This is a genomic window from Faecalibacterium sp. Marseille-Q4164, assembly GCF_017377545.1.
Taxonomy (GTDB): domain Bacteria; phylum Bacillota; class Clostridia; order Oscillospirales; family Ruminococcaceae; genus Faecalibacterium; species Faecalibacterium duncaniae.
Window position 1 is genome coordinate 372,544 of the sequence record NZ_JAFREJ010000001.1, and the last position, 25,138, is coordinate 397,681.

Here is a 25,138-nt window from a genome sequence, read left to right on the forward strand (position 1 = left end):
TAGCCTTGACTAATCTGGGAATCGTTGCTATAATAGGCTCAGAAGCAAGGCCCCCTGTACCAGAGGAGAGGCCAAGATCATAATGAAAAACAATGGAGGATATTCCTATGAAAAAGTATGTCTGCACCGTCTGTGGTTATATCGCTGAAGGCTCTATCCCTGAGCAGTGCCCCGTCTGCAAGGCTCCTGCATCCGCATTTGTTGAAAAGACCGGCAACACCTATGTGACCGAGCATGTGGTCGGCATCGGCAAGGCTGAGGGTGTGCCTCAGGAGATCGTTGACGGTCTGCGCGCAAACTTTGAGGGTGAGTGCAGCGAGGTCGGTATGTACCTGGCCATGGCCCGTGTGGCAGAGCGCGAGGGCTACCCCGAGATCGCTGAGGCTTACAAGCGCTATGCCTACGAAGAGGCTGACCACGCATCCCGTTTCGCTGAGCTGCTGGGTGAGGTCGTGACCGACAGCACCAAGAAGAACCTGATGATGCGTGCTGAGGCTGAGTGCGGCGCATGCTCCGGCAAGATGGACCTGGCCAAGAAGGCAAAGGCCCTGAACCTGGATGCGATCCACGATACCGTCCATGAGATGGCAAAGGACGAAGCCCGCCATGGCCGCGGCTTCGAGGGCCTGCTGAAGCGCTACTTCAACGTGGAGCTGTAATTCCTGCATTCTTCTGAACCTGATATCATAAAGCTGCCGTGCGGTGCCAAAGCTGCACGGCAGCTTTTTTGCTTGACGGGATCCATGGCAGGGCGTACAATGAAAAAAACATTCCGAAAAAGGGGAAGTCTTATGAAATCAACTTCCACACGCTGTGCGCTGCTGGACGAGCTGCGCGGACTGGACCTGATCAGCATGATGCTTTACCATGGCATGTGGGATCTGGTTTATCTGTTTGGTGTGCGTGCACCGTGGTATGGCAGCTGGCAGGGAGAACTGTGGCAGCAATCCATCTGCTGGGTGTTCATCCTGCTGTCCGGTTTCTGTCTGCCGCTGGGTCGCCACCCGGTCAAACGAGGCGCGGTGGTGTTTGGGTGCGGCGCACTTGTCACGGCGGTCACGCTGATCTTCATGCCTGCGGATGCTGTCTGGTTCGGTGTGTTGACCCTGCTGGGCTCGGCTATGATCATCACAGGACTGCTGGAAAAGTGGATGGAAAAGGTGCCCCCGGTGGTCGGCCTTGCAGGGAGCATGTTTCTGTTTTACTTCACCCGCTATGCAGCCGATGGCTATTTGCAGCTGGGTCATTGGCTCATCACACTGCCGGGTTTTCTCTACGCCAACTACTTCACGGCCTATCTGGGGTTTTATCCCTTTGGCTTCTTCTCTACGGATTACTTCCCACTGACCCCGTGGCTCTTCCTGTTCTGGGCTGGTTTTTACCTGCATCATCTGGCAGAGCGAACAGCGCAGAGTCTCCGTCCGCTGCGTCGTTCGGTTTGCCCGCCGCTGGGGTGGCTGGGGCGGAACTCGCTGATGCTATATCTACTCCACCAGCCGGTGATCTACGGCGTGCTGACGGTGGTGTTCCTGTTGCTGCGCCGGGGTGGAGGAGCGTTCTGAAAAATTCTGCAAAAGGTTCTTGACAAGGAGCCCGCCCTGTGGTATTCTTTTGGTGGTTAGAAAAGCCTAACCAAATTGCTCTGTCTTATGTCAGGCAGAGCAATTTCTTGAAGATAAAAGTTAGAATATACTAACCAAAATTGAAAGAGAGGTTCTTCTTTATGAGCAAAGTAGCAGTTGTATTCTGGAGTGCAACCGGCAACACGGAGACCATGGCAAACTGCGTGGCAGAGGGTGCAAACGGCACCATCGTTCCCTGTGGCGAAATGAACGCCGCAAAGCTGGCAGAGTTTGATGCAGTTGCATTTGGCTGCCCCGCAATGGGCGCAGAGCAGCTGGAAGAGAGCGAGTTTGAGCCGATGTTCTCCGATCTGGAAGGTTCCCTGAACGGCAAGAAGATCGCTCTGTTCGGCTCTTATGGCTGGGGCGACGGCCAGTGGATGCGCGACTGGGTCGAGCGTGCACAGGGTGATGGCGCACAGGTGCTCAACGGTGAGGGTCTGATCTGCAACGAGGCACCGGATGAGGATGTTCAGGCTGCCTGCCGCAAGCTGGGTGCAGATCTGGCAGCGTGGTGATCGGATTAGAAGCACATTGCAAAATTTGACAAATGGGGTTTGCTGTGTTAAACTCTAAAAGTTGCGCAACAGCCCATTTGCCGGACAAACGAACCTGAGAGCAGCAGGGGAACAACAGGGGCTGAACCCGGTCTACTGCTGCTTTGCTTTTTAGGAAAGGTGGTGTGTATGGAAATGGCTGTTGCTGTTGGAATTACGGCCTGTTTCGCAGTTTTGCGTCACACGGTGCGTTGCGCGGCTCTGCGGATGGCCCGCAAGGAAAAAATGCAGGAGGAACAGTCCCAATGTCCAAAACCACCCCGGAAGACCTGGCAAAGAAGCGTTCCGACGAAAAAATGCTTGTCAGTGAGATGATCGCGCTCTACTGCCGCAAGCAGCATCACACCCTCAGAGGCAGTCTCTGCCCGGAATGCCAGCAGCTGCATGATTATGCGCTGGCCCGCATTGAGCACTGCCCCTTTATGGAGACCAAGACCTTTTGCTCGGCCTGCAAGGTGCATTGCTATCAGCCGGAGATGCGGGAAAAGATCCGCACTGTCATGCGCTGGGCCGGGCCCAGAATGCTGCCGGTGCATCCCGTTCTCTCCATCAAGCATGTGATCGTGACAATGAAGGCAAGGCGTGAAGCAAACGCAGGAAAATAAGCAGCCATGTATAATCGCCTGAAGCCGGGGCAACCTAGAGCCAAGGAGGCGATAGAAATGGAAAACACAGGTGTGACCTGCGATGTCTGCGAGTGCCGTCACAATGTGCAGAACTGCAAGTGTGATCTGCCCCAGATCAAAGTGACAGAGCACTGCTCCTGCACCACCCAGCAGGTGGAGACCCCGCACTTCTGCCAGAATTACGAAAAGAAATAATCTGTAATGGCAGAAAACTCCCCGCCCAGCGCCCCAGACAGGGCATGAGCGGGGAGTTTTTGTGTGTTGTTCAGTGGATTGCCACACTGCAGGTAGCAAGGCTGCGCACCAGTGTGCCGACGCTGTCCTTCATCTGGATGCCGGCAAAGCCCAGACGGAAAGCGGCCTGTACATTCTCCAGCCGGTCATCAATGAAAACACTTTCCCCGGCCTTGAGCTGGTATTTGGCCAGCAGGGCCTTATAGATGCGAGGGTCGGGCTTGTTGATGTGCACCTCGCAGGAGGCCACGCCGCCGTCGAACAGGCCCTTGAGGTCGCGCTCGGTCAGAAAATCCAGCACATCCTCGGGGATATTGCTCAGGTAATAGACGCAGTAGCCACGGCTCTTGAGCTTCCGCACCAGCTCCTGCATCCGGCGGCGGGGGCGGAGGATATGCATCCAATCGTCCAGCACGCCTTGCACCTCAAACGCGCGGCCATATTCTTTTGCGCGGGCCAGCATCCGCAGGTTGGCCTCGGAGCGGGTGATAAGCCCTGCATCCAGCAGCTTCCACTCCTCGCTTTCAAAAGTCAGCTGGGAGACCTGTTCCTCTACCTCGGCATTGCAGAAGCGGTCTACCAGATAGGTCTTGGGGTCGAAATCTACCATGACACCGCCCAGATCAAAGATGATATTTTTATACATCGCTGTTTCCTCAATTCTGTATGGATGTTTCTGCCAGAAAGATTCTGCCCACAGTATAGCACAACTGCCCGCCCTGCATCAAGCACTGTGCCGCCGCATAGGATGAAACAGGCAAACTGCGGGGAGGGGATCACGATGAAATTCCGGGAGCTGTGCGCAAAGGAGATCGTTCAGCTGAGCAACGGGGCCTGCCTTGGCCGCGCCGATGATCTGGAGCTCGATCCGGCAACGGCGCAGGTCAAAAGCCTGCTGCTGCTCGGGCAGCCTCATCTGTTTGGGCTGCTGGGCCGGGACGAGACTCTGGTCATCCCCTGGACGGACATCGAAACACTGGGAGTGGACGCGATCCTGGTCCGCACGGAGCTGCCGGAGCCGGAAGCCAAAAAGCAGGGTTTCTGGCAAAAAATGCGGCACTGGCTGGACGGCTGAAATTTTTCGTGAATTTTTCCTGCATCAGGGTTTGATTTTACAAAAAATCGGATTATAATAGAGAACCGTGAGCGGCAGAGCCTTGCCGCTCCGGCTTGAAATCTGATTTCCGGAAGTGAAAGGAACTTCTCTCTATGAACGCAAAAAAACATACGCCGCTTTCCCTGCATGGGCTGCGGCTGCTCTTCCCGCCGCTGGCAACGCTGGGCATCCTGTTCCTGACGGAGTGGATCGCCCGCGGCAGCCTGACAGGGGAGACCTTTACCCAATACATTTTCCCCCATGCCGAAGCCTATCTGCTGGCGTGGGCCATGCTGTTTCTCAGCTGGCTGGCAGTGGACTGGCTGACCCGGTTTGCACCGTTGGCGACCCTGCTGGCGGCGGTGCTGGGCTGTGCCCCGGCGGCAGTCAATTTCTACACACTGCAGCTGCGCGGCGAGCCCTTCCTGCCCTGGGATCTGATGCAGGTGTCAGAGGCTGCGGGCGTGGCAGCTGCGGCCGGTATCCACATCCAGACCAGCATGGTGGTATCCATTGTTATTATCGTGCTGCTGGTCGCGGTGTCTTTCTTCCTTTATAGAGGGCGGCAGAAGCTGAACTGGAAGCCCCGGGTGGCAGGCTTTCTTGCCAGTGCGGCAGCTACCTGCGGCCTGCTCTTTGGCGTGTTCCTGCAGCCTGCCGTGACACAGGCCATTGGCATTGTGCCGGATGCCTGGATGCAGGATCGCTACTACCGCTATTATGGTGTCATCACCAGCTTTCTGACCAATCTGACCAATCTGGAGATCTCCAAGCCGGAGGGGTATTCAGAGGAGGCTGTCAACGAGATTTTGGATGATACCGAAGCTGCACAGAAATATTCCACTGCTCCGCTCTACCCGGGATCTTACGGTGCCACCACCTCTGCGGACGAGACCGCGAAAAAGCCCACCATCATCTATGTGATGGACGAGTCCTACTGGGATGTGTCGGAACTGGAGCAGTACGGTTTCCAGTTTGATACCGATGTCTCTGCCAACCTCCACGCCCTGCAGCAGACCAGTGCTTCTGGCCGGGCGTACAGCCCCAGTTTCGGCGGCGGAACCTGCGATGTGGAGTTTGAAGCGCTGACAGGCTATTCGGCTTCCTTTCTGCCCAACGGCAGCAAGCCCTACCAGCAGCATGTGACCAAGCCCATGTTCTCGCTGCCCAATTACCTCAAGCTGACGCAGGGATATCAGACGGCGGCAGTTCACTGCTTCTGGGCCAAGTATTGGAGCCGGGACACGGCATACCCCAACCTGGGCTTTGACACCTTCCTGAGCCTGGAACAGATGACCCATGTCAACAAGGTGCGCAGACACTACTGGACCAGCGGTCTGGTCACGGATGACTCCATGGCAGACCAGATCATCCAGCAGTATGAGAAGATGAAGACATCCTCGGATGCACCGGTTTTTCTGCACGCGGTCACGATGCAGAACCATACCAATTATAATAAAGACAACTACCCGGACGATGTGCGGGTGAAGGTGACAGAGCACCCGGCGGGCCTCAAGGCCAGCACCATCGGCGCACTGGAAGATTTTGCGACCGGCATCCGGGATGCCGATGCCATGCTGGGCAAGCTGACCCAATACTTCTCGCAGGTGGACGAGCCGGTGATCCTGGTGTTCTGGGGCGACCATTACAACCCCATTGATTCCAATTATGATGTCTTTACCAGCAGCGGCTATGCCAGCGATTCCAGTGCGGACCCGCGCCTGCACCAGACCACCCTGCTGATGTGGTCGAACTACACCGACAAGCCCGTGGATCTGGGCACCATTGCCGCTTACGATATCTCGCCGGTGATGATGAACCTCTACGGTCTGGAACAGCCGCTCTATTTCCAGCTGCTGAACCGCCAGCTGCAGGTGGCCGACCGCGCCAATACCCGGGGCACGGTGATGAATCTGGACGGCACCACCACCCAGACCCCGAGCTCCCTGCAGGAAAGCTGGAGCCAGAAGCACTGGCTGCTGCAATATGACCTGATGTTCGGCAAGGGCTATGCCCTCAGCCGGATGGGCATGGAAAGCCTGAACAGCACTCAGACGGGCGAATAAACAAAAAATACGCGATTTTCTTGTAAAAAACAGAGAAAACCCCTTGCATCACACGCCTGTTTGTGCTATTATTATTTGGCATTACACACGCATCACTATGCCCTTTTGTGCTCTTTCGGGAGTGGAGGGCAGTCCAAAGCCATCCGATATGGCCGCGGATCACGGTGTGCGGAGGCAAAACAATATTGGAGGTATTTTTACTATGGCAGTCGTTTCTATGAAGCAGCTTCTCGAGGCAGGTGTGCACTTCGGTCACCAGACCCGCCGCTGGAACCCCAAGATGAAGAAGTATATCTTCACCGAGCGCAACGGCATCTATATCATCGATCTGCAGAAGACCGTGAAGAAGCTGGACGAGGCTTACAACTACGTGAAGGAAGTTGCAGCTGAGGGCGGCGACATCCTGTTCGTCGGCACCAAGAAGCAGGCTCAGGAGTCCATCCGTGACGAGGCTCTGCGCTGCGGCATGCACTATGTCAACGCTCGCTGGCTGGGCGGTATGCTGACCAACTTCCGCACCATCCGTAAGCGCATCGACCGTATGGATCAGCTGGCTAAGATGAAGGAGAACGGCACCTTCGAGCTGCTGCCCAAGAAGGAAGTTGCTAAGCTCGAGCTGGAGATGGAGAAGCTGGACAAGTACCTGGGCGGTGTCAAGAACATGAAGACCCTGCCGAAGGCTATGTTCATTGTTGATCCTCACAAGGAGCGCATCGCTGTTGCTGAGGCTCGTAAGCTGAACATCCCCATCGTGGCTATCGTTGATACCAACTGCAACCCCGACGAGATCGATTACGTCATCCCCGGCAACGACGACGCTATCCGCGCTGTCAAGCTGATCGCTGGCGCTATGGCTGACGCTGTTCTGGAAGGCAAGCAGGGCAACCAGGAGGCTCCCGCTGAGGAAGCTGCCAACGCCTGATTTTTGGCTGTACAGAACAAACCCGTGAAATAACGTGTAAGGGAGACTACAAAAATGGCTATTTCTGCAAAGGACGTTATGGAACTGCGCAAGCAGACCGACTGCGGCATGATGGAGTGCAAGAAGGCTCTGACTGAGGCTGACGGCAACTTCGAGAAGGCTATTGAGATCCTGCGCGAGCGTGGTCTGGCTACTGCTGCCAAGAAGGCAAGCCGCGTTGCTGCCGAGGGTATGGTCTACGCTGACTACTGCCCCAAGTGCAAGGTCGGTGTTGTCATCGAAGTCAACGCTGAGACTGACTTTGTTGCCAAGAACGACAAGTTCGTTGATTTCGTCAAGGAAGCAACCAAGGTCGTCATGCTGCAGAATCCTGCTGATGTTGAGGCTCTGATGGCTTGCAAGACCGAGGCTGGTGAGACCGTTGACGAGGCTCTGAAGAACCTGATCCTGGTCATCAAGGAGAACATTAAGATTCGTCGTTTTGTCCGTTACGAGGGCGTTTGCTCTGCTTACGTCCACGGCGGCGGCACTCACGGCATCCTGGTCAACTTCGAGACCACCAACGACATCGACAGCAAGGACGAGTTCACTGCTTACGGCAAGGACATCGCCATGCAGGTCGCAGCTGCTAACCCCAGCTACGTCGATGAGGCTTCTGTCCCCGCTGAGGTCGTTGCCAAGGAGAAGGAGATCATGCTGGCTCAGATGGCTGGCGATCCCAAGAACGCCAACAAGCCTGATGCTGTGAAGCAGAAGATGATCGAGGGCAAGATCAAGAAGTTCTTCAAGGAGAACTGCCTGGTCGATCAGGAGTTCGTCAAGGACGGCGATCTGTCTGTTGCTCAGTACACCGCTAAGGTCGCTAAGGATCTGGGCGGCGAGATCAAGATCGTCAAGTTCACCCGTTTCGTGAAGGGCGAGGGCCTGGAGAAGCGTGCTGATGACTTCGCTGCTGAAGTTGCAAGCATGGTGAAGTAATTCAGTCTGACTGAATGAATTTAAGAGCTGTGGTACCTGTAACAGGGTGTCACAGCTCTTTTTGTTTGTGTTTGAACGGGAAGTGTGTTATCATAGGAACAATTACAATGAAGAGAAAGCTGGAAGTGAAGAATCTCAACCAGCCGCTGTACCGGAAAGAAGGAAGGCGGCATCTGACAGGAGATGTTACGATGAAAACACAGAAACTGGAGATCAGCGGTATTCCTGCTTTGCTGTACGGGAAAGAAAGCCGAAAAGTATATCTCTATGTCCATGGCAAAATGGGTTGCAAAGAAGAAGCTCTGCCGTTTGCAGAGCTTGCCTGCCCAGCAGGGTATCAGGTTCTTGCTGTTGATTTGCCCGAACATGGAGAGCGCAAGGGCAGCTCCGAGAAGCTGCTGCCGTGGGTGGCGGTTCCAGAGTTGGAAGCGGTCTATTCCTATGCTGCAGAGCGTTGGAAGAATGTTTCGCTGCGGGCTACAAGTATTGGAGCCTGGTTTTCCATGTTGGCCTTACAGGCAAAGCCTTTACGGAGTACTCTTTTGCTCTCACCAGTGGTAGATATGGAAGATCTTATCACCAATATGATGCAGTGGGCAAATGTGAGTGAGGCCCAGTTGAAAGAAGCAGGGGAGATTTCCACGGATTTCGATGAGACGTTGTCGTGGCAGTATCTCTGCTGGGTGAGGGAGCATTCCTACCGCTGGAAAGTGCCCACGCAAGTGCTCTATGGCGCAAAAGATAACCTGACTTCCAGGGCAGTGCTTGAGCAGTTCAAACAACGGACAGGTGCACATCTGACCATCATGGTAGAAGGAGAGCACTGGTTCCATACCGAGCTGCAATTGGCTGTTCTGCAGGAATGGGAGCGAGCACATATCTGAAAGAAGAGGAGAGAGAAACATGAAGATCGAACCCAGAACGTTCACACTGCCCAACGGGGAAGTGCTGACGGTGCGCAGCTTATGCGCCGATGATGCGGAGGCATTGAGTGCATTCCGCAATGCAATCTACAGCGAAACACATTTTATGGCCCGATACCCGGAGGAAGGAGCGAGTCTGGAAGCGATGCGGAACTGGCTCGCAGGCTTCGTGGAAAGCCCTGTGAACTTTGAGGTGGGCGCTTTTGCCGGAGAAAAGCTGGTGGGGGAGTTTGGTGTTGCACAGGTGCGGCCGCATATCAAATACCGCCATCGTGCCGTAGTAGGCATCTCCGTACGGAAAGATCACTGGGGCTGCGGTCTGGGCAGCTATCTGATGCAGTTGGCCATTGACCAGACCCGTACCAACGGCTTCGAACAGCTGGAGCTGGGGGTGTACAGCGATAACGCCCGTGCCATCCATCTCTATGAGAAGGTTGGGTTTGAGCGCTATGGCATCCAGCCCCGGGCTTTTAAGCTGAAGGACGGCACCTACCGGGATGAGATCATCATGGCGAAGATGCTGTGACCTGAAAAAGACAAAATAAAATCTCCCACTGACGGGGTTCGATGTCGTCAGTGGGAGATTTTTATCGTTTTACGGTCAAACCGTGAAAACCTCAGATTTTGGCCTCGCTGTTGTGCTCAGCCTTTTTGTAAGCAGAGAAGGAGTGGAACACAATGTTCAGACCCAGAACGATCAGCAGGACAGCCAGGATCAGCTGCAGGCCATTGGCAATGAACACGGCACCCCAGGTGGTCTCGCCCGCAGGAATGCTGACAGAAGCGGCAGTGCTGATGGCCTTGACCATGGCGATCAGGCGCTGCACCAGAGCGGTGAAGGTGACGCACAGCATGATGATCAGCGGGGGGAACAGCATCTTGTTGCTGCGGCCGGTGACCTTCAGGAAAACGCACAGGGTAGCCAGAACCAGAGCGCTCAGCAGCTGGTTGGCGGAACCGAACAGAGGCCAGATGTTTGCGTAGCCGATCTTGGTCAGCAGGAAGCCGAAGGCCAGAGTGAGGAAGGTGGAGAAGTAGACGTTGCAGAACAGCTTGCGCCAGCCCTCAGCGTGCTCCATGTCGTCCACACTGAACAGCTCCTGGAAGCTCATGCGGCCGATACGGGCCACAGCATCCAGACTGGTCAGGGCCAGAGCGGAAACACACATCGTCATAAAGACCGTTGCTGCATAAGCAGGAACGCCGAACATCTCAAAGAAACCGGCAACACCACGGCTGAAGATCTGGAACGGGGTACCTGCAGCGGGGGTGCCGTCTGCAGCAGCGGCAGCACCGGCAACGCACAGGGCCAGAACAGCCAGCAGGCTCTCCAGGATCATTGCGCCATAGCCGACCTTCAGCATATCCTTCTCGTTCTCAACGGTCTTGGAGGAAGTACCGGAGGAGACCAGGCTGTGGAAGCCGGAAACAGCACCACAGGCAACGGTGACGAACAGGATGGGGAACATGGTGCCCAGCTTCTCGTTGGTGAAGCCGGTGTAAACGGGCAGATTCATGGTAGGGTGTGCAACGACCAGACCAACCACAGCGCCTGCGATCATGGCAACAAACATGAAGGTGGTCATGTGGTCCCGGGGCTGCTTCAGCAGCCACATGGGAAGCACGGCGGCAAAGAAGATATAAACGAAGGTGATATAGCTCCATGCGGCCTTGCCCAGGATGATGGGCAGATTTGCGCCAATGACAAAGGACAGCACGATGAAAACGATGCTGATGACGCTCTCCTTCCAACCGGAGAAGTTGAACTTCTTCTGGATCAGGCCAAAGACCACAGCGAAGACCATGAACATGATGGAGACCATGCCGGCAGCGCCGTTGGTCTGAGCAGCGTCCACCAGAGCGCCGTCCGCGCCATAGGCATTGAAGGTGCCAGCGACCATGTCAGCAAACGCTGCAATAACGATGCCGCAGAACAGCCAGCAGAACAGCAGGAACAGCTTGCGGCCCGTCTTGCCGATATACTTTTCGATCAGCATACCCATGGACTTGCCGTCATTCTTTACAGAAGCATACAGCGCGCCGAAGTCGGTAACAGCACCAAAGAAGATGCCGCCCAGCAGGACCCACAGCAGAACGGGCAGCCAGCCAAAGGCAGCAGCCTGAATGGCACCAGTAACAGGGCCGGCACCTGCAATGGAGCTGAACTGATGTGCAAAAACGGTCCAGCCGTTGGTGGGAACGTAATCCCGGCCGTCCTCATGGACGACCGCAGGGGTCTTGGCGGTGGGATCGATGCCCCACTTGTTTGCCAGCCAGCGTCCGTAGAGGGTGTAAGCTCCAAACAGACACACGGCTGCGATCAAAACGATGACCAGCGTGTTCATTTCTTTTACCTCTTTCCTTTGCTTTTCATGCGGCAAAGAGGTCACGCTGTGGCTCCTTTGCCTGAAAATTGTGTATACTTTATCCCCATTTTCATAATTTGTCAATATTTTTCGGAGCAGTTCAGAGGATGTGCTAATTCGACAGAAAATCTGGCAAAAAATTTTAGGTGATTTTATTTCACTTGTGAAGAGAAGAAAACTGTGGACACGCTGAATTGAAAACGATTCACGCAAAAGACTTGACTTTCACACTTTCGTGTGCTAAAGTGATAACATGATATGATTCTTTCTGTCAGAAGTTCCGGCGTTTGCCGCAGAGGAGACCGCAATGACTGAGAAAAATTCCAGAAAAAACGAGACCGTAGATGCGTTGTTCGATGCCATCCTGAGCCTTGAGAGCCGGGAGGAGTGCTATGCTTTTTTTGAGGATCTGTGCACAGTAAAGGAGATCTCCGATATGGCACAACGGCTGGAAGCGGCAAAGTTGCTGCTTGGCGGCCGCACCTATGACCAGATCGTGAAAGAGGTAGAGATCAGCACGGCGACCATCAGCCGTATCAATCGCTGTATCCAATACGGAACCGGCGGTTACCAGAGCGTAATTGAAAAGATCTCTGCACAGGAGAAAAAGCAGTAACGGCTGCACGGCAGGGGACATAGGATGGGGTACACCTTATATAGAAAGGATGAGTCCCCTATGGCAACGATCAATTGTCCCACCACGCTGGAATGTCCGGCCCTGCCCCGTGTTACCCTGAGTCAGGCTGTGATCGATCTGATGGAAAGTATCGCACTGCAGGAAAGTGCTCTGAGCCACATCCTCTGCGCCGAGAGCCAGAAGATGAAAACCGCACTCGCCATGAACGAGATCGACCTGTGCAAGCTGCTGGAAGTGAACGATTCGGCCACCAACATGGTGCACGCCGTGGCAAATCTGGAGCTGGTGCTGAAGGAAAAGCTGGAGTTTATCTCCAATAACCTCTATTATCCCTCCGCTGATAACGGCGCTGCAGCCCAATAAGCCTGCATGACCCCCTGCCTGTCCGCATTCTGGCGGGCAGGCATTTTGCGTTTTAAGGCCAGATTGTGACCGATTTGTATAAAAAGTGCAAAAACGATTTGTTGGAATTGCTGAAAGCGCAATTCTGTGCTATACTATACCGTGTATATGTGTGAAAGAGAGGGAAACGAACTTGCAGCACTATGACGTGATCTTATTTGACGTGGACGGAACCCTGATCGATTCCGCCCCCGGCATCCTGAATACACTGGAAGAAGTTTTTACCAAGATGGGCGTGGATGTCACCCATGTGAACCTGCGGCGCTATCTGGGACCGCCGCTCCGCAAGAGCTTTGGAGAGCATTTTTCTGACCCTGCAAAAATCGAGGAAGCCACCGAGCTCTATCGGGAGAGTTACCGCGAAAAGGGCAGCCATGAGGGTACGGCCTACCCCGGTGCGGCAGAGATGCTGCGCCGCCTGAAGGAGGCAGGATTTGTGCTCTGCACCGCAACCTCCAAGCCGACTGTGGTCGTGACCCCCATTCTGGAAGAACAGGGGCTGGCCCCTTACTTTGATTTTATCGGCGGCGCGTCCATGGATGAGAGCCGGGATACCAAAACGGAAGTGGTGCGCTATGTTCTCACCCAGCCCTGTGTACAGGGCAAGCGGGTGCTGATGGTGGGCGACCGCAACGATGATATGCGCGGTGCTGCTGATTGCGGGCTGGATGCCGCCGGTGCCCTGTATGGCTACGGCAGCAGGGAAGAACTGGAGCCCTTTGGCCCGGTGCTGCTGGCGGAAAGTTGTGAAGAACTGACGGACAAGCTCCTGGCCTGCCGTGCAAACGGTTGAACGATAGGATAAGTGGTGAATATAACATGAATCATAAGAATCAATCGGACAAACAGTCTATGACATCGCTGCAGCGGCAGGCCGTTCTGGTCTGTGTGGTCTGCGCACTGGCGGCTTTGCTGACCGTAGGCATCACCCTGACCCTGCTCAAACGGGGAAAACCGGAAACGCCCGGCACACCCGCAGACTCCGTGCCGACGGACACCACCGGGGACGGTGAAAGCACAGATCTTGCCAATCACTACCAGATCGACAACACCTCCAGCGCTCTGCTGACTGAAACAGCGGATGCGGGCACGGAATATCTGGACAACACCCTGTTTCTGGGAGACTCCAACACCGTGCGTCTGTATAACAACGGTCTGATCTCCTTGCAGCAGTTCTGCGCCAAGGAGGGCATTGGCACCCAGGTGGCCCTGAACGAAGGAATCATCACCTTTAAGAATGACACCACCCACTACACCATCGCACAGGCGGTGGCAAAAATGAAGCCCCGCCGTGTCGTGATGACCTTTGGTACCAACGACACCGGCATGGAGGTGGCTGATTTTATCAGTAACTATACCGCGCTGGTGCAGGCCATTCAGGAGGCTTACCCCTACACCGATATCATCGTGAACACGGTGCCTCCTATCCCGGAGAATCACTCCAATTACCCCCACATGGATCAGGCCAAGATCGATGATTTTAATATGGCACTGCTCAACATGTGTGAACAGCTGGGGGTCAGATTTCTGAATACGGCGGAGGTCCTCAAGGGAGAAAATGGCTACGGCCAGCCGGATTACTACACGGACGGTGATATCCACCTCAAAAGCGCCGGTCTCAAGGCTGCGCTGAGCTATCTGCGCACCCACGCTTACCAGACCGAGGATCGCCGCCCGGACACCAATAATATCCCCACCCGCACGTTGGAATATGTATCCAACCCCAGCTCGGCGGTGCAGGCTCCCAGCTCGGAAGAACCCGCTTCTTCCAGCGAGAGTGAAAGCGTCAGCAGCTCTGAGACTGCCAGCGTTAAGTTTGAGGCCCGTTATCAGGTGGAAAAGAGCGGCGGCGGCACCCTGAGCTGTGGGAACGAGAGCGGCAAGACCAGTCTGACATACGGCATCACAGATGCATCCCAGTCGCTGACTGTCACGGCCACCCCTGCGGAGGGCCATGTGTTCGTCAAGTGGAGCGACGGCGTGACCAGCAAGACCCGTACCGATACCGGCTTCAAGCAGAATCTGGACGTTACAGCCGTGTTTGCAGCTGCTTCCGTTCACATCTCGGAAGGCAAGGCTTCCGCCGGCTCCTATGTCTTTAAGGCTGCGCTGGAGGGCAAATATGCCAAGAGTGAAAACCTGCATTGGTTCGCCAACGGTCAGGAAGTGAAGGAGGCCGCAGGCCAGACAACGGTCACCGTGTCCGCTTCGGCCATCACCAGCGGCAGCTATAAGATCTATGCGGTGGTCGTGTACAACGACTGCGCCGTGGTCAGCAATGCGCTGACCATTAAGGTCAGCCCGGAGCCCGCCTCCAGCTCAAATTCCGGCAGCTCTTCTACTTCTTCCGGCAGTACATCCGCGTCCTCTTCGGAGAGTGGCAAGTCTGAGAGCTCGAGCAGCAGTTCTTCCCACAGCACGGCGGAAAGTGAGAGTAAGAGCGAATCCAAGAGCGAGAGCACCTCTTCTTCTCACAGCAGCTCAGAGAGCAAGGCAGAGAGCACTTCATCCTCCAGCAGCACTGCTTCTGAGAGCAAAACGGAATCCAAAGAGCAGACCAACAGTGAATCGGTCTCCGCTTCGGTTGAAAACGATATTGAGCCCGCAGAGGGGGCTTCCGCTTCCACCGAAGCAGAAGCCAGCCGGTAAACCTTTTTCTGTCTGCCCGCATAGGCTGGGCAGAAGGGAGGGAGCCGGATGTTCTGTGAAGAGATCAAGATCCCCGGGCTGCCCGGTGAGGGAACTGTGACCGATGGCAGTGTGGATTGGTATGAAATGGACTGGGAGAATGTGGACAACGGCGTGACCGAGGAGCAGATGCCCAGAAATGTTGACAAACCCTGCACCGCGCAAGATCCGTGCGCGGACAATTCCCCGGTGCAGACCGATGATGAAACCTATGAGATAGTTCAGGAATAACCGGAAGCCAGCTCTGCCGGGGCGGGGCTGGCTTCTCGCTGTTCTTTTGATCTGGGAAAAATTCCCCGGTGATCGGGGACAAGCGTTCCGGAAAATGACACAAGTATGAAAGAGGGGTAACGAACCATGGCAAAATACTATTGTGTTCTGTTTGATGCTGATAATACGCTGCTGGATTTTGATGCAGCGGAAAACAAGGCGCTGGCTGACACCCTGCGGGAGTACGGCATTGAGCCGGATGCCGAGACGGTGCAGACCTACCGCACCATCAACGAAGAGCTCTGGCGGCAGCTGGAAAAGGGTCAGATCCGCCGGGACAAGCTGATGGGGGAGCGGTTCACCCGCTTTCTGAAGGCAGTGAATGCCGCAGGCAACGGTGTGGAGATGAACAAATTCTATCTGGATCAGCTCTCTACCCACCCTGACCTGACATCTCCCAACGTGCTGGACGTGCTCCGGGAGCTTTCCGAAGTGGCAACACTGGCTGTGGTGACCAATGGCTTTGACCGGGTGCAGAGCCGCCGTGTGCGGGAATCCGGCATTCTGGATTTTGTGGAGGATGTGTTCGTTTCTGAAAAAATGGACAGCGAAAAGCCCAACCGCAAGATTTTTGATGCCGCGCTCCGTGCGCTGGGCGTGGAGAACCGTGAGCATGTGCTGATGGTGGGCGACAGCCTGAGCAGTGATGTGCAGGGCGGTGTGAACGCCGGGCTGGATACCTGCTGGTATAACCCCAACCACGCCGAGAATCCCGGCAAGGTCGTTCCTACCTATGAGATCAGCAGCCTGGAAGAGCTTTACCCGCTGGTGATGGAGCCGGAGGAACTGGCCAATGTGGGCCTGAAGAATCGCCGCCACCAGCTGTAATGCTGTGCGGCCTGTGTGAGAGATTGGAAAACGAACAATGTTGATACATTTGGAAAAGCTGGGCAAGAGCTTTGGCGAGAAGATCGTCCTGCATGATGTCACGGCCAGTGTCGAACGGGAGGACCGCATCGGCATCGTGGGCCAGAACGGCGCAGGCAAAACGACCCTGCTGAAGATCCTGACCGGCGAGTATACGGACTACGAGGGTGAGTTCAGTGTGACCCATGGTGTGACGCTGGGTTATCTGGAGCAGAATGCAAAGCTCGACCCCACGTTGGATATCTACGGCGAGATGCGCTCCTGCTTTGCCCATGTGCTGGATGCCATGGCCCAGATGCAGATCCTAGAGCGCAGAATGGCCGCCAGCCCGGAGGATGCCTCTCTGCTGGAACAGCACGATGCCTTGCAGAACATCATTGATGCCGCTGACGGCTACAATATGGACGTCAACATCAAAAAGGTGCTGTCCGGTATGGGCTTTGCACAGGATACCTGGACGAAGAATATCGCTGTGCTTTCGGGCGGTGAGCTGACGCGCCTTCGTCTGGCAAAGCTGCTGTTGGAAAAGCCGGATGTCCTGATTCTGGACGAGCCCACCAACCACTTGGATTTTGCCACCATGGAATGGCTGGAGAATTACCTCAAGGGCTATTCCGGTGCCGTGCTGGTCGTCAGCCATGACCGCTATTTCCTGGACAATATCTGCACCAGGATCTGGGAGGTCTCCTTCCAGACCATGACCACTTATAAGGGCAACTTCTCCGCCTATCTGCCCCAGAAGGAAGCTGCGGATGCCCTGCGCCAGAAGCAGCACGATGCAGATGTAGCACTGGCTGAAAAGCTACAGGATTATGTAGACCGCAATCTTGTGCGCGCTTCCACCACCAAGATGGCCCAGAGCCGCCGCAAACAGCTGGAAAAGCTGGAGATCACGGAAGCGCCAAAGGATGAAACAAACCAGCTCAAATTCCGCTTTGAGTATGATGTGGAGCCGTGGAACGAGTTGGTGCTGATGAAGAACCTGACCATCAGGATCGGGGAGCGTACCCTGCTGGAACCCTTTACCTACACGGTCTGCCGGGGTCAGCGGCTGGTGATCGCAGGCCCCAACGGTGCGGGCAAATCCACCCTGATGCAGGTGCTGGATGGTAAGCGCCGCCCCTCCGGCGGCATGGTACGGCTGGGTACGGGAGCCCGGCCCAGCATTTTTGCCCAGCAGCAGAACCGTTTGGGACAGGGCCGGGTGATCGATGTCATCTGGAACAAGTATCCCCGGATGACGGAGCTGGAAGTGCGCAGCCATCTGGCAAAGCTGGGTTTCCGGGGCGAGACAGTGTTCAAGCCCTGTGAGGCACTTTCGGGCGGCGAGCTGGCCCGCCTGCGCTTTGCTGAGATCGTGCTGGAGCGGCCCAATCTGCTGTTTCTGGACGAGCCCACCAACCACCTGGACATCTACACCCGCGAGAACCTGACCGAAGCCCTGATGGCATACACTGGGACCCTGCTCATGGTCACCCATGACCGCCATCTGATGAACAGTCTGGGCTGTCCCATCCTCTATCTGGAAGATGGCAAGGCCACCCTGTATCCGAGCTACGATGCCCTGATGGGCCGTGCCGCTCCTGCTGCCGCTCCGGAAAAAGCCGGGGATCAGCCCGCCAAGGCCGGTTACGGCAAAGAGCAGCGCCGCCGCCGCGCGGAGCTGCGGGCCAAGATCAAGGCTTGCGAGGATGAAATGGAAGCCTGCGGGGCAAGGGAAGTGGAGCTTGACAATGAGATCAACTCCCCGGAGGTCTACAATGACCCCGATCTGCTCCGCCAAAAGAGCGATGAGCTCAGTGATCTGCGCTTCCATCAGGAGGAGCTGTTTGCTGCCTGGGAAAAGGCAATGGAAGAGCAGGAGCAGTACGAACAGGCTGCTGGTGAAGAATAATCCGCTGCAAAGGAGAACAATGATGCCCTATAACCGCCGCAATTACAACAAAACGCACAGCATCGCCCTTTCAGGTCTGCTGTTTGCTCTGGCGATGGCGCTTTCCTTCATCGAGGGCACATTGGTCATCCCTGGGCTTTTGCCAGGCATGAAGCTGGGTCTGGCGAATATTGTGGTGATGTATGCCCTGTTCTTCATGGGGCCAAAACAGGCCCTTGTGCTGGATGTGCTGAAGGCGTTCTTCGTCTTTCTGGTCTCCGGCTGGACGGCAGGTTTTCTTTCCCTCTGCGGCGGCCTGCTCTCACTGCTGGTGATGTGGCTGCTCTACTATCATTGCCCGCTGCGGCCCACCTGGTTCATCCTGTCGGTCTGCGGCGCGCTGGCCCACAACATCGGCCAGCTGCTGGGAGCCAGTGTCATCCTTTCCACAGCAGTGTCCCTTTACTATGCACCGGTCATGCTGGTGCTGGGCCTTGTGATGGGAATGCTCACCAGTGTCACCCTGCGGGCCGTGCTGCCTGCGCTGGGACGGCTGGGTTATAATATCCAGGAAAACCGCAAAGGATGAGCTGCCCGGTTGCAACCGGGGCCGGAATCCGATATAATAAATCAAATCTGAATTTTTACCCAACAAAAAAACTGCCCATGGGATAGCGCATTTTGGCGCGGGGCAGCTGGGAGGTATGAGTTTATGTCTGAAAAAGTGACTGTCAAGGTGGAGCGCAATATCCTCCATCTTCCCGCCATTGCCCTGCGTGGGCTGGTGGTGTTCCCCAACAACCTGCTGCATTTTGAGGTAGGTCGTGACAAGAGCATTGCCGCTGTGGAATGGGCCGTGCGGAATAAATCCGAGGTGTTCCTCATTGCGCAGAAGGATATGAAGGCTGAGGACCCCAAGGCAGAGGAGATGTACCAGTACGGCGTTGTGGCCGAGATCAAGCAGGTCATGCGTGTTTCGGATGATCTGGTGCGCATTCTGGTAGAGGGCAAGTTCCGCGCCAAGCGCACCGAGCTGGATACCGAAGGCAGCTTCCTGCTGGCATCGGTGCGGCCGGCTCCTGTGCGCCCCATCAAGGCAGAGGAAGAGACCGAGGCGGAAGCCCTGCTCCGCAACGTGAAAACGAGCTTCGACGCGGTGCTTTCCATGAATCCCCGCATCAGCAAGGACGTGGTGTTTGCTGTTACCTCGAATAACGACCCCGCCTTCCTGTGCGAGTACATCCCCGCCAATCTGCTCTTCCGCTTTGAGGATAAGCAGGCTGTGATGGAGGAAAGCACCCTCATCGGCCGTCTGCGCCTGCTGGTGGAACGCCTGCATCGGGAGCGCCGGATGCTGGAGATCGACAAGGAGATCGCCCAGAAAGTGGACGAGGCCATGGATAAGAACCAGCGTGATTACTACCTGCATGAGCAGATGCACATGATCAGCCAGGAGCTGGGCGAGGACGATGATACCACGGCAGAGGCCGAGGAGTACCGCCGCAGGATCCAGGAGCTGCATCTGGACGAGGAGCGGGAGAAGAAACTGCTCAAGGAAGTGGACCGTCTTGCCAAGATGCAGAGCAGCAATCAGGAGGGAACGGTCATCCGCACCTATCTGGACACCTGCCTGGATCTGCCCTGGAACAGCTTTACCGAGGACGACCTCGATATTGCCAAGGCACAGCGCATCCTTGACCGCGACCACTACGGCCTGAAGAAGGTCAAGGACCGTATTCTTGAGGTGTTGGCTGTCCGCAAGCTGGCTCCGGATGTCAAGGGCCAGATCATCTGCCTGGTCGGCCCTCCGGGTGTCGGCAAGACCAGCATTGCCCGCTCCATTGCCGAGAGCCTGAACCGCAAGTATGTGCGCATCAGTCTGGGCGGCGTGCGGGATGAGGCAGAGATTCGCGGCCACCGCCGCACCTATATTGGGGCCATGCCCGGCAAGATCATCAACGCCATGATCTCCGCCAAGAGCTCCAACCCCCTGATGCTGCTGGACGAGATCGACAAGCTGGCGGGCGATTTCCGGGGTGACCCGGCCGCCGCCCTGCTGGAAGCTCTTGATCCCGAGCAGAACACCACCTTTAATGATCACTTTATCGATATGCCGTTTGATCTGAGCCATGTGCTTTTTATCACCACAGCAAATGATCTGAGCGCCATTCCCGGCCCTCTGCGTGACCGCATGGATGTCATTGAGCTGCCCAGCTATACCCGGGTGGAGAAATACAACATTGCCCGCAAGCATCTGGTACCCAAGCAGCTCAAGGCCTGCGGTCTGGCCGGGAAGGTCACCTTCTCCCAGAACGCGCTCTACGGCATCATTGACGGCTACACCCGTGAGGCCGGTGTCCGCACCCTGGAGCGTACCATCACCAGTGTCCTGCGCAAGTGCGCCCGCAAGATCGCGTCCGGTGAAGCAGAAAACGTTTCTGTGACCGGCAGCAGCCTGGAAGAGCTGCTGGGGCCCCGCTTCGTCAAGCCCGATTTCCTCAACCGGACCAACGCCATCGGCATTGCCAACGGTCTGGCCTGGACCAGCATCGGCGGCGAGACCCTGCCCATCGAAGTGCAGGTCATGGATAATGGCAGCGGCAAGATCACCGTCACAGGTTCGCTGGGCGACGTGATGAAGGAAAGTGCCCAGCTGGCCATCACCTATGTCCGTGTCCACGCCGAGGAATACGGCATCGACCCTGAGCGGCTGAAAAAGTGCGATCTGCACATCCATGCCCCCGAGGGTGCCGTGCCCAAGGACGGCCCCAGCGCCGGTGTTACTCTGACCACGGCTCTGGTGTCCTGTCTGTCCGGCATCCCGGTGCGCGGTGATGTTGCCATGACCGGCGAGATCACCCTGCACGGCAATGTGCTGCCCATCGGCGGTCTGCGCGAAAAGAGCATGGCTGCCTACCGTGAGGGAATGAAAACTGTGCTCATCCCCAAGGATAACGTTCCGGACCTGTACGAGGTGGATGACGAGGTGAAGAAGAATCTGACCTTCCTGCCCATGTCTGACCTCGCGCAGGTGCTCAATGCCGCTCTGCTCAAGCCCAAGAGCGTTTCTGCCCGTCATCCGCACCCCGCCAAAAAGGCAAAGCCGGTGGAAGCGGCCATCCCGCCCGCACCGGAAAAACCGAAGCCGGGGGCTGTCTGCTAATCAAAGGAGCAAACGATGAACTACAACAAAGCGGATTTTATTGCAAGCTACGGCATTTCCAGCCAGCTGCCCGAAAGTGACCGTCCGGAACTCAGCTTCTCAGGCCGTTCCAACGTGGGTAAGTCCAGCCTCATCAACAAGCTGTGCAACCGCAAGAACCTTGCCCGTGTATCCAGTACACCGGGCAAAACGGCCACCATCAACTTCTATGAGGTGGACAACTGCTATTTTGTGGATCTGCCCGGCTATGGCTATGCCAAGGTCAGCAATGCAGACCGCGAGCGCTGGGATGACCTCATCAACAGCTATTTTGAGGCTCCCCGGCATCATACCCTGCTGGTGCAGCTCATCGACTGCCGCCATGCCCCCAGCGCAGATGACCTGCAGATGCTGAAGTATCTACACTATCATCAGATTCCCTTTGTTGTGGCATTGACCAAAGCCGATAAGCTCAAAAAGAGCCAGCTGGCCAAGACACAGGAGGATTTTGAAAAGGTCTGCCTGCCCTATGGCTGCCAGAAGGTGGTGCTGACCAGCGGCGAGAACGGCTACGGCATCCCGGAGCTGCAGGCGGTGTTGAACGAGGCTGTGGCGGCTGAGTTCACCGATGACGAGGAAGCGGAGTAAACCATGGCCTACAATGAATTTGCCTATTTCTATGATGAATTCAACGGCGAAGCCGACTATGATGCTCTTTATGAGCAGATCCGGCAGGAACTGAATGCCCACGATATCCGGGATGGCATTCTGGCCGATCTGGGTTGTGGAACAGGGGAGCTGACCCTGATGCTGACCCAGGCGGGCTATGATATGATCGGCATCGATCAGTCCGAGGAGATGCTCTGTGTCGTGCGGGATAAGGCGGAACAGCTGGGCCTTTCCGGCAAGCTGCTGCTTTTGCAGCAGGATCTGCTCAAGCTCGACCTCTACGGTACCATCCGGGGTGCGGTGTCTACGTTCGATACCTTCAACCACATCCCGGACCTGGATACCGCCATTGCCAACGCGGCTTTTTTCATGGAAGAGGGCGGCGTGTTCCTCTTTGATATGAACACTCCCTACAAGCACCAGAAGGTGCTGGGGGAGAATGTATTTACCTTTGAGGAAGAGGATGCTGCCTGCGTCTGGCGCAACCACTATCACCCTGCGGACCGCCGGGTGGAGATCACGGTGGACATCGACTACCGCAAGACCGGCGAACACTTCCATGAACAGTTCTATGAATATACCTACGACCTGGATACCATCCGAGCTGCGTTGGAAAAGCACGGCTTTGTGCTGGAAAAGGTCTGCGACGGTGAGAGCTTCGGCCCCCTGACCGAAGAGAGCGAGCGCTATTTCTTCTGTGCCGTCAAGCAGTATACCCAATTGGAGGAAAAAGAAAATGTCTAATCTGATCCGCGGTATTTCTGAAAACGGCGGTGTTGTGTTCTGCGGTGTGGACTCCACTGAGATCGTCCGCACGGCCGAGCAACTGCACCACACCAGTGCGACCTGTAGCGCAGCTCTGGGCCGCCTGCTCACCGGTGCGTCCCTGATGGGCTCCATGCTCAAGGACGATGGCGATTCCATCACGCTGCGTGTGGCGGGCGGCGGCCCCACCGGCACGGTTGTTGCCTGTACCGATGGCACCGGCAATGTCAAGGGCTGCATCGACCACCCGCTGGTAGAGCTGCCTCTGAAAGCAAACGGCCATCTGGATGTGGGCGGTGCTGTGGGCAAAAACGGCGTGCTGACTGTCATCCGTGACAACCGCCTGCAGAAAGAACCCACTGTGGGCCAGGTGCCGCTGGTCTCCGGCGAGATCGCCGAGGACCTGACCAGCTACTATGCTTACAGCGAGCAGGTGCCCACCGTCTGCGCTCTGGGGGTGCTGGTGGATACTGACCTGACCATTGCCTGCGCGGGCGGCTTCCTGCTGCAGCTGCTGCCCGGTGCCACCGATGCCGAGATCACCCAGCTGGAGCAGAACATCGCCGCAATGCCTTCCGTCACTGAACTGCTTCGGGAAGGCAAGACCCCCGAGGATATGATGAACCTTGCTCTGGCAGGCTTCAACCCCAATGTTCTGGATGAGCGCGAGGTGCAGTACAAGTGTGACTGCAGTGAAGAGCGTACCGAGGAAATGCTGCTGAGCCTGGGCCGCAAGGAGCTGGAAAAGCTCCGGGATGAGGATCCTGACTGCGAGGTCGTCTGTCATTTCTGCCACACCAAATACCATTTTGACCTGAATCAGTTGGTGGAGAAGGCTGCTTATAAAAAAGAAGCGGCCGAAGAGCCCGCCGAAAATTCATAAGATGTAACCCCAAAACGGCCCGGAGTTTCTCGCTCCGGGCCGTTTTCAGGTGCAGATATCAGCAATGATGGTGTAGACTACCCGGTAATGCAGCATATTGTTCTCGGTTGTGACATCCACTTTCTGCGCCACAAATTCTGCGTCCGGATAATCATTTTGTAAGGCCTGTAAGCCATGCAGACGGGCCAGTGCTCTGGCTTCATCCTCTGAGAAATGAACTTCATTTTCTTTCTGTTCGTAATAGGTGGTTTCCTCGACGGAAAGCGGGAGCGTCAGCCCCAGGAGCTCCGGCTGAAGATGCCGTGTGACCGCCGTGGAATCGTCCGCAGGGGAGAAAAGGGAAGGCAATGGGAACACCCGCCCGGCAAGGAAAAGCCTTCGCTGAACGACAGTGTTTCCGGTCAGCTGGTATGTGGCAGCCATCAGCGGAAGCTCTTCCGCAAACTCCCACTCGAACTGCGCCCGGACGCTTCCGGCGGCAGGCTGAAAGATCAGCGTGCCGTCCCGTTCAGCCCGGTCAGTGCCGATGAGTCCCTGGCCTTTTTCCACTGCCTGCCCGGAAACCACCAGCATCGTCCCGCTGACAAGATTTGTGCTGACCACCGTACCTGCAGCCTTTGCCCGCAGGCCATGGAGCGTTCCGGCGGCGATCTCCGGCACCGGTTTGGCTTCTGCCGCTTCCAGTACCAGCCGCCCGTCCTGAAAATTCAGGCTGACCCACGAGAATTCACCGCTTTGCAGCAGAGCATATTCCCCGGCGGCAAGTTTTTCCTGCGTGACGATACTGCCCGGCATCAAGGAAACGGTTTCCCGCAGCACGGAAGCTGCCCGCGCCTGCTGGCCGGTCGTCAGGCCGGAAGCATCCACAGCCCAGACAAGGCCCTGGGACCAAAGCAAAAGCGGCACAAACAGCAAAAGCCCGGCCCACAGCCCCCGCCGCCGGAGGTAGGGCCGCAGGAGAAAAAACAGTCCTGTCTTTTTGCGGATGCGCAGATGTACCCGCCGCTTGCGGGCAAGTTTTGCCAGCCGGAGGTAACGCCATGCCGCGCACCGGGCCGTAAAGCCGCCGGGAGCAGGGAAGATGTCAGTGAGATGCAGGCCTGTCCGTGCAGCTTCGGAGAGTAGGCCCTCGGTATCACCGTTCCGGGCAGAAAATGCTGCCCCGGCCCAAAGCTGTAAGATGCTGCATCCCTCCCTAATTGCTGGAAAATTCTGTGCGTAAAAACCGCCCCCGCAGGGTAATTCGGTGAGCGGCCAGCGTTTCGATTCTAAGCCCGTCCCCATACACGGTGAACAACCCGCCCGCGAATTCCAGGCAGAGCCTGCCCTCCTCATAGGTGCGTACCCTGCGGAAGTGCTCGATCTCCATCACACCGCCGCTCAGATAGACAGAGGGCTGGCCGTAAAAGCCCCGGGGAGGCTGGCGCAGCATCCGGCCAAACCAGCCGCGCAGGGAGAGCCGCCCGGTTTTCTGCTGTTTCACACCCGCTCCCTCCCCGCCGGGCAAAACTGCGCCCCGTATCACATATATATGGAACCGGAGGGCGTGAGT

The 25,138-nt window shown here is 56.4% G+C and carries 27 protein-coding genes; 23 read left to right on the forward strand and 4 right to left on the reverse strand.

Translation table 11 applies throughout. The features are described from left to right. Positions 1-107 precede the first annotated feature (107 nt). The 5 genes from J3352_RS01765 to J3352_RS01785 all read left to right on the forward strand — a co-directional run bounded on the left by J3352_RS01765 (position 108) and on the right by J3352_RS01785 (position 3,000). Positions 108-659: a ferritin family protein gene (locus tag J3352_RS01765; RefSeq protein ID WP_035394078.1), complete on the forward strand. Its 552-nt coding sequence runs from the start codon at positions 108-110 to the stop codon at positions 657-659. A gap of 132 nt (positions 660-791) precedes the next feature. Beyond that, positions 792-1,562 carry a heparan-alpha-glucosaminide N-acetyltransferase domain-containing protein gene (locus tag J3352_RS01770; protein ID WP_242699837.1) on the forward strand — a complete coding sequence of 257 codons (771 nt, stop codon included), beginning with the start codon at positions 792-794 and terminating at the stop codon, positions 1,560-1,562. Between the two features lie 161 nt (positions 1,563-1,723). Continuing rightward, a complete protein-coding gene (locus tag J3352_RS01775) occupies positions 1,724-2,140 on the forward strand; it encodes a flavodoxin (RefSeq protein WP_097771090.1) in 417 nt (138 codons plus the stop codon). A gap of 284 nt (positions 2,141-2,424) precedes the next feature. Next, positions 2,425-2,784 carry a nitrous oxide-stimulated promoter family protein gene (locus J3352_RS01780; RefSeq protein ID WP_097771985.1) on the forward strand — a complete coding sequence of 120 codons (360 nt, stop codon included), beginning with the start codon at positions 2,425-2,427 and terminating at the stop codon, positions 2,782-2,784. A gap of 57 nt (positions 2,785-2,841) precedes the next feature. Continuing rightward, a complete protein-coding gene (locus J3352_RS01785; RefSeq protein WP_097771984.1) occupies positions 2,842-3,000 on the forward strand; it encodes a DUF1540 domain-containing protein in 159 nt (52 codons plus the stop codon). 70 nt (positions 3,001-3,070) lie between these two features. Here J3352_RS01785 and J3352_RS01790 read toward each other — a convergent pair whose 3' ends face one another. Then, positions 3,071-3,685: an HAD family phosphatase gene (locus tag J3352_RS01790; protein WP_097771983.1), complete on the reverse strand. Its 615-nt coding sequence runs from the start codon at positions 3,683-3,685 to the stop codon at positions 3,071-3,073. 135 nt (positions 3,686-3,820) lie between these two features. Between J3352_RS01790 and J3352_RS01795 the strand changes: the two genes are divergently transcribed. The 6 genes from J3352_RS01795 (at position 3,821) to J3352_RS01820 (ending at position 9,550) form a co-directional block, all read left to right on the forward strand. Next, the gene (locus J3352_RS01795; RefSeq protein ID WP_035394085.1) at positions 3,821-4,114 is read left to right on the forward strand and encodes a PRC-barrel domain-containing protein; all 294 of its coding nucleotides are present in this window, start codon (positions 3,821-3,823) and stop codon (positions 4,112-4,114) included. Positions 4,115-4,248: 134 nt separating this feature from the next. Beyond that, positions 4,249-6,201 carry an LTA synthase family protein gene (locus J3352_RS01800; RefSeq protein ID WP_005932847.1) on the forward strand — a complete coding sequence of 651 codons (1,953 nt, stop codon included), beginning with the start codon at positions 4,249-4,251 and terminating at the stop codon, positions 6,199-6,201. Between the two features lie 202 nt (positions 6,202-6,403). Then, a complete protein-coding gene (gene rpsB, locus J3352_RS01805; protein ID WP_035394088.1) occupies positions 6,404-7,123 on the forward strand; it encodes a 30S ribosomal protein S2 in 720 nt (239 codons plus the stop codon). Positions 7,124-7,177: 54 nt separating this feature from the next. Further along, a complete protein-coding gene (gene tsf / locus J3352_RS01810) occupies positions 7,178-8,101 on the forward strand; it encodes a translation elongation factor Ts (protein WP_005932850.1) in 924 nt (307 codons plus the stop codon). A 191-nt stretch (positions 8,102-8,292) separates the two neighbouring features. Continuing rightward, positions 8,293-8,985: a carboxylesterase gene (locus J3352_RS01815; protein WP_035394239.1), complete on the forward strand. Its 693-nt coding sequence runs from the start codon at positions 8,293-8,295 to the stop codon at positions 8,983-8,985. Positions 8,986-9,004: 19 nt separating this feature from the next. Beyond that, on the forward strand, positions 9,005-9,550 hold the full coding sequence (locus J3352_RS01820; RefSeq protein WP_005932854.1) for a GNAT family N-acetyltransferase: 546 nt from the start codon (positions 9,005-9,007) through the stop codon (positions 9,548-9,550). 91 nt (positions 9,551-9,641) lie between these two features. On the opposite strand, the gene J3352_RS01825 is transcribed toward J3352_RS01820, so the two are convergent. After that, entirely contained in the window at positions 9,642-11,369 is a 1,728-nt protein-coding gene (locus tag J3352_RS01825) for a carbon starvation protein A (RefSeq protein WP_005932856.1), read from the reverse strand. Positions 11,370-11,697: 328 nt separating this feature from the next. On the opposite strand from J3352_RS01825, the gene J3352_RS01830 reads away from it, so the two are divergent. From J3352_RS01830 to hslO, 12 genes are all read left to right on the forward strand, one after another. Then, complete coding sequence (locus tag J3352_RS01830; RefSeq protein WP_097771978.1) at positions 11,698-12,006, forward strand: YerC/YecD family TrpR-related protein; 309 nt, start codon at positions 11,698-11,700, stop codon at positions 12,004-12,006. A gap of 60 nt (positions 12,007-12,066) precedes the next feature. After that, a complete protein-coding gene (locus tag J3352_RS01835) occupies positions 12,067-12,390 on the forward strand; it encodes a hypothetical protein (RefSeq protein ID WP_035394090.1) in 324 nt (107 codons plus the stop codon). Positions 12,391-12,562: 172 nt separating this feature from the next. Continuing rightward, positions 12,563-13,222 carry an HAD hydrolase-like protein gene (locus J3352_RS01840; RefSeq protein WP_035394092.1) on the forward strand — a complete coding sequence of 220 codons (660 nt, stop codon included), beginning with the start codon at positions 12,563-12,565 and terminating at the stop codon, positions 13,220-13,222. 59 nt (positions 13,223-13,281) lie between these two features. Beyond that, complete coding sequence (locus tag J3352_RS01845) at positions 13,282-15,078, forward strand: SGNH/GDSL hydrolase family protein (RefSeq protein ID WP_242699838.1); 1,797 nt, start codon at positions 13,282-13,284, stop codon at positions 15,076-15,078. 48 nt (positions 15,079-15,126) lie between these two features. Further along, positions 15,127-15,348, forward strand: coding sequence for a hypothetical protein (locus J3352_RS01850; protein ID WP_156065723.1), 222 nt, complete (start codon positions 15,127-15,129; stop codon positions 15,346-15,348). A 126-nt stretch (positions 15,349-15,474) separates the two neighbouring features. Beyond that, the gene (locus J3352_RS01855; protein ID WP_097771976.1) at positions 15,475-16,215 is read left to right on the forward strand and encodes a YjjG family noncanonical pyrimidine nucleotidase; all 741 of its coding nucleotides are present in this window, start codon (positions 15,475-15,477) and stop codon (positions 16,213-16,215) included. A gap of 37 nt (positions 16,216-16,252) precedes the next feature. After that, on the forward strand, positions 16,253-18,148 hold the full coding sequence (locus J3352_RS01860) for an ABC-F family ATP-binding cassette domain-containing protein (protein WP_156065724.1): 1,896 nt from the start codon (positions 16,253-16,255) through the stop codon (positions 18,146-18,148). 19 nt (positions 18,149-18,167) lie between these two features. Beyond that, complete coding sequence (locus tag J3352_RS01865) at positions 18,168-18,716, forward strand: Gx transporter family protein (protein WP_242699839.1); 549 nt, start codon at positions 18,168-18,170, stop codon at positions 18,714-18,716. A gap of 123 nt (positions 18,717-18,839) precedes the next feature. Continuing rightward, complete coding sequence (lon, locus tag J3352_RS01870; RefSeq protein WP_005932871.1) at positions 18,840-21,290, forward strand: endopeptidase La; 2,451 nt, start codon at positions 18,840-18,842, stop codon at positions 21,288-21,290. Positions 21,291-21,305: 15 nt separating this feature from the next. Beyond that, entirely contained in the window at positions 21,306-21,917 is a 612-nt protein-coding gene (gene yihA / locus J3352_RS01875) for a ribosome biogenesis GTP-binding protein YihA/YsxC (RefSeq protein WP_005932873.1), read from the forward strand. Between the two features lie 3 nt (positions 21,918-21,920). Continuing rightward, positions 21,921-22,682: a class I SAM-dependent methyltransferase gene (locus J3352_RS01880; protein WP_156065729.1), complete on the forward strand. Its 762-nt coding sequence runs from the start codon at positions 21,921-21,923 to the stop codon at positions 22,680-22,682. After that, positions 22,675-23,586 carry an Hsp33 family molecular chaperone HslO gene (gene hslO / locus J3352_RS01885; RefSeq protein ID WP_156065731.1) on the forward strand — a complete coding sequence of 304 codons (912 nt, stop codon included), beginning with the start codon at positions 22,675-22,677 and terminating at the stop codon, positions 23,584-23,586. Before J3352_RS01880 ends, hslO begins: the two co-directional genes overlap by 8 nt. Before the next feature lie 45 nt (positions 23,587-23,631). On the opposite strand, the gene J3352_RS01890 is transcribed toward hslO, so the two are convergent. Then, positions 23,632-24,870 carry a sporulation protein YqfD gene (locus J3352_RS01890; RefSeq protein WP_156065732.1) on the reverse strand — a complete coding sequence of 413 codons (1,239 nt, stop codon included), beginning with the start codon at positions 24,868-24,870 and terminating at the stop codon, positions 23,632-23,634. Continuing rightward, entirely contained in the window at positions 24,782-25,069 is a 288-nt protein-coding gene (locus J3352_RS01895; RefSeq protein ID WP_242651575.1) for a YabP/YqfC family sporulation protein, read from the reverse strand. The genes J3352_RS01890 and J3352_RS01895 overlap by 89 nt, the downstream gene beginning before the upstream one ends. Between the last annotated feature and the right edge of the window lie 69 nt (positions 25,070-25,138).

Bases quoted from the DNA above. Each gene is read 5' to 3' on its own strand.
- J3352_RS01815 (WP_035394239.1), top strand. From the start codon at position 8,293: ATGAAAACACAGAAACTGGAGATCAGCGGTATTCCTGCTTTGCTGTAC.
- yihA (WP_005932873.1), top strand. From the start codon at position 21,306: ATGAACTACAACAAAGCGGATTTTATTGCAAGCTACGGCATTTCCAGC.
- J3352_RS01785 (WP_097771984.1), top strand. From the start codon at position 2,842: ATGGAAAACACAGGTGTGACCTGCGATGTCTGCGAGTGCCGTCACAAT.
- J3352_RS01820 (WP_005932854.1), top strand. From the start codon at position 9,005: ATGAAGATCGAACCCAGAACGTTCACACTGCCCAACGGGGAAGTGCTG.
- J3352_RS01765 (WP_035394078.1), top strand. From the start codon at position 108: ATGAAAAAGTATGTCTGCACCGTCTGTGGTTATATCGCTGAAGGCTCT.
- rpsB (WP_035394088.1), top strand. From the start codon at position 6,404: ATGGCAGTCGTTTCTATGAAGCAGCTTCTCGAGGCAGGTGTGCACTTC.
- J3352_RS01830 (WP_097771978.1), top strand. From the start codon at position 11,698: ATGACTGAGAAAAATTCCAGAAAAAACGAGACCGTAGATGCGTTGTTC.
- J3352_RS01850 (WP_156065723.1), top strand. From the start codon at position 15,127: ATGTTCTGTGAAGAGATCAAGATCCCCGGGCTGCCCGGTGAGGGAACT.
- J3352_RS01880 (WP_156065729.1), top strand. From the start codon at position 21,921: ATGGCCTACAATGAATTTGCCTATTTCTATGATGAATTCAACGGCGAA.
- J3352_RS01845 (WP_242699838.1), top strand. From the start codon at position 13,282: ATGACATCGCTGCAGCGGCAGGCCGTTCTGGTCTGTGTGGTCTGCGCA.
- J3352_RS01865 (WP_242699839.1), top strand. From the start codon at position 18,168: ATGATGCCCTATAACCGCCGCAATTACAACAAAACGCACAGCATCGCC.
- J3352_RS01835 (WP_035394090.1), top strand. From the start codon at position 12,067: ATGGCAACGATCAATTGTCCCACCACGCTGGAATGTCCGGCCCTGCCC.
- J3352_RS01890 (WP_156065732.1), bottom strand. From the start codon at position 24,870: ATGGGGACGGGCTTAGAATCGAAACGCTGGCCGCTCACCGAATTACCC.
- J3352_RS01775 (WP_097771090.1), top strand. From the start codon at position 1,724: ATGAGCAAAGTAGCAGTTGTATTCTGGAGTGCAACCGGCAACACGGAG.
- J3352_RS01770 (WP_242699837.1), top strand. From the start codon at position 792: ATGAAATCAACTTCCACACGCTGTGCGCTGCTGGACGAGCTGCGCGGA.
- J3352_RS01800 (WP_005932847.1), top strand. From the start codon at position 4,249: ATGAACGCAAAAAAACATACGCCGCTTTCCCTGCATGGGCTGCGGCTG.
- J3352_RS01860 (WP_156065724.1), top strand. From the start codon at position 16,253: ATGTTGATACATTTGGAAAAGCTGGGCAAGAGCTTTGGCGAGAAGATC.
- hslO (WP_156065731.1), top strand. From the start codon at position 22,675: ATGTCTAATCTGATCCGCGGTATTTCTGAAAACGGCGGTGTTGTGTTC.
- J3352_RS01780 (WP_097771985.1), top strand. From the start codon at position 2,425: ATGTCCAAAACCACCCCGGAAGACCTGGCAAAGAAGCGTTCCGACGAA.
- J3352_RS01795 (WP_035394085.1), top strand. From the start codon at position 3,821: ATGAAATTCCGGGAGCTGTGCGCAAAGGAGATCGTTCAGCTGAGCAAC.
- J3352_RS01855 (WP_097771976.1), top strand. From the start codon at position 15,475: ATGGCAAAATACTATTGTGTTCTGTTTGATGCTGATAATACGCTGCTG.
- J3352_RS01790 (WP_097771983.1), bottom strand. From the start codon at position 3,685: ATGTATAAAAATATCATCTTTGATCTGGGCGGTGTCATGGTAGATTTC.
- J3352_RS01825 (WP_005932856.1), bottom strand. From the start codon at position 11,369: ATGAACACGCTGGTCATCGTTTTGATCGCAGCCGTGTGTCTGTTTGGA.
- tsf (WP_005932850.1), top strand. From the start codon at position 7,178: ATGGCTATTTCTGCAAAGGACGTTATGGAACTGCGCAAGCAGACCGAC.
- lon (WP_005932871.1), top strand. From the start codon at position 18,840: ATGTCTGAAAAAGTGACTGTCAAGGTGGAGCGCAATATCCTCCATCTT.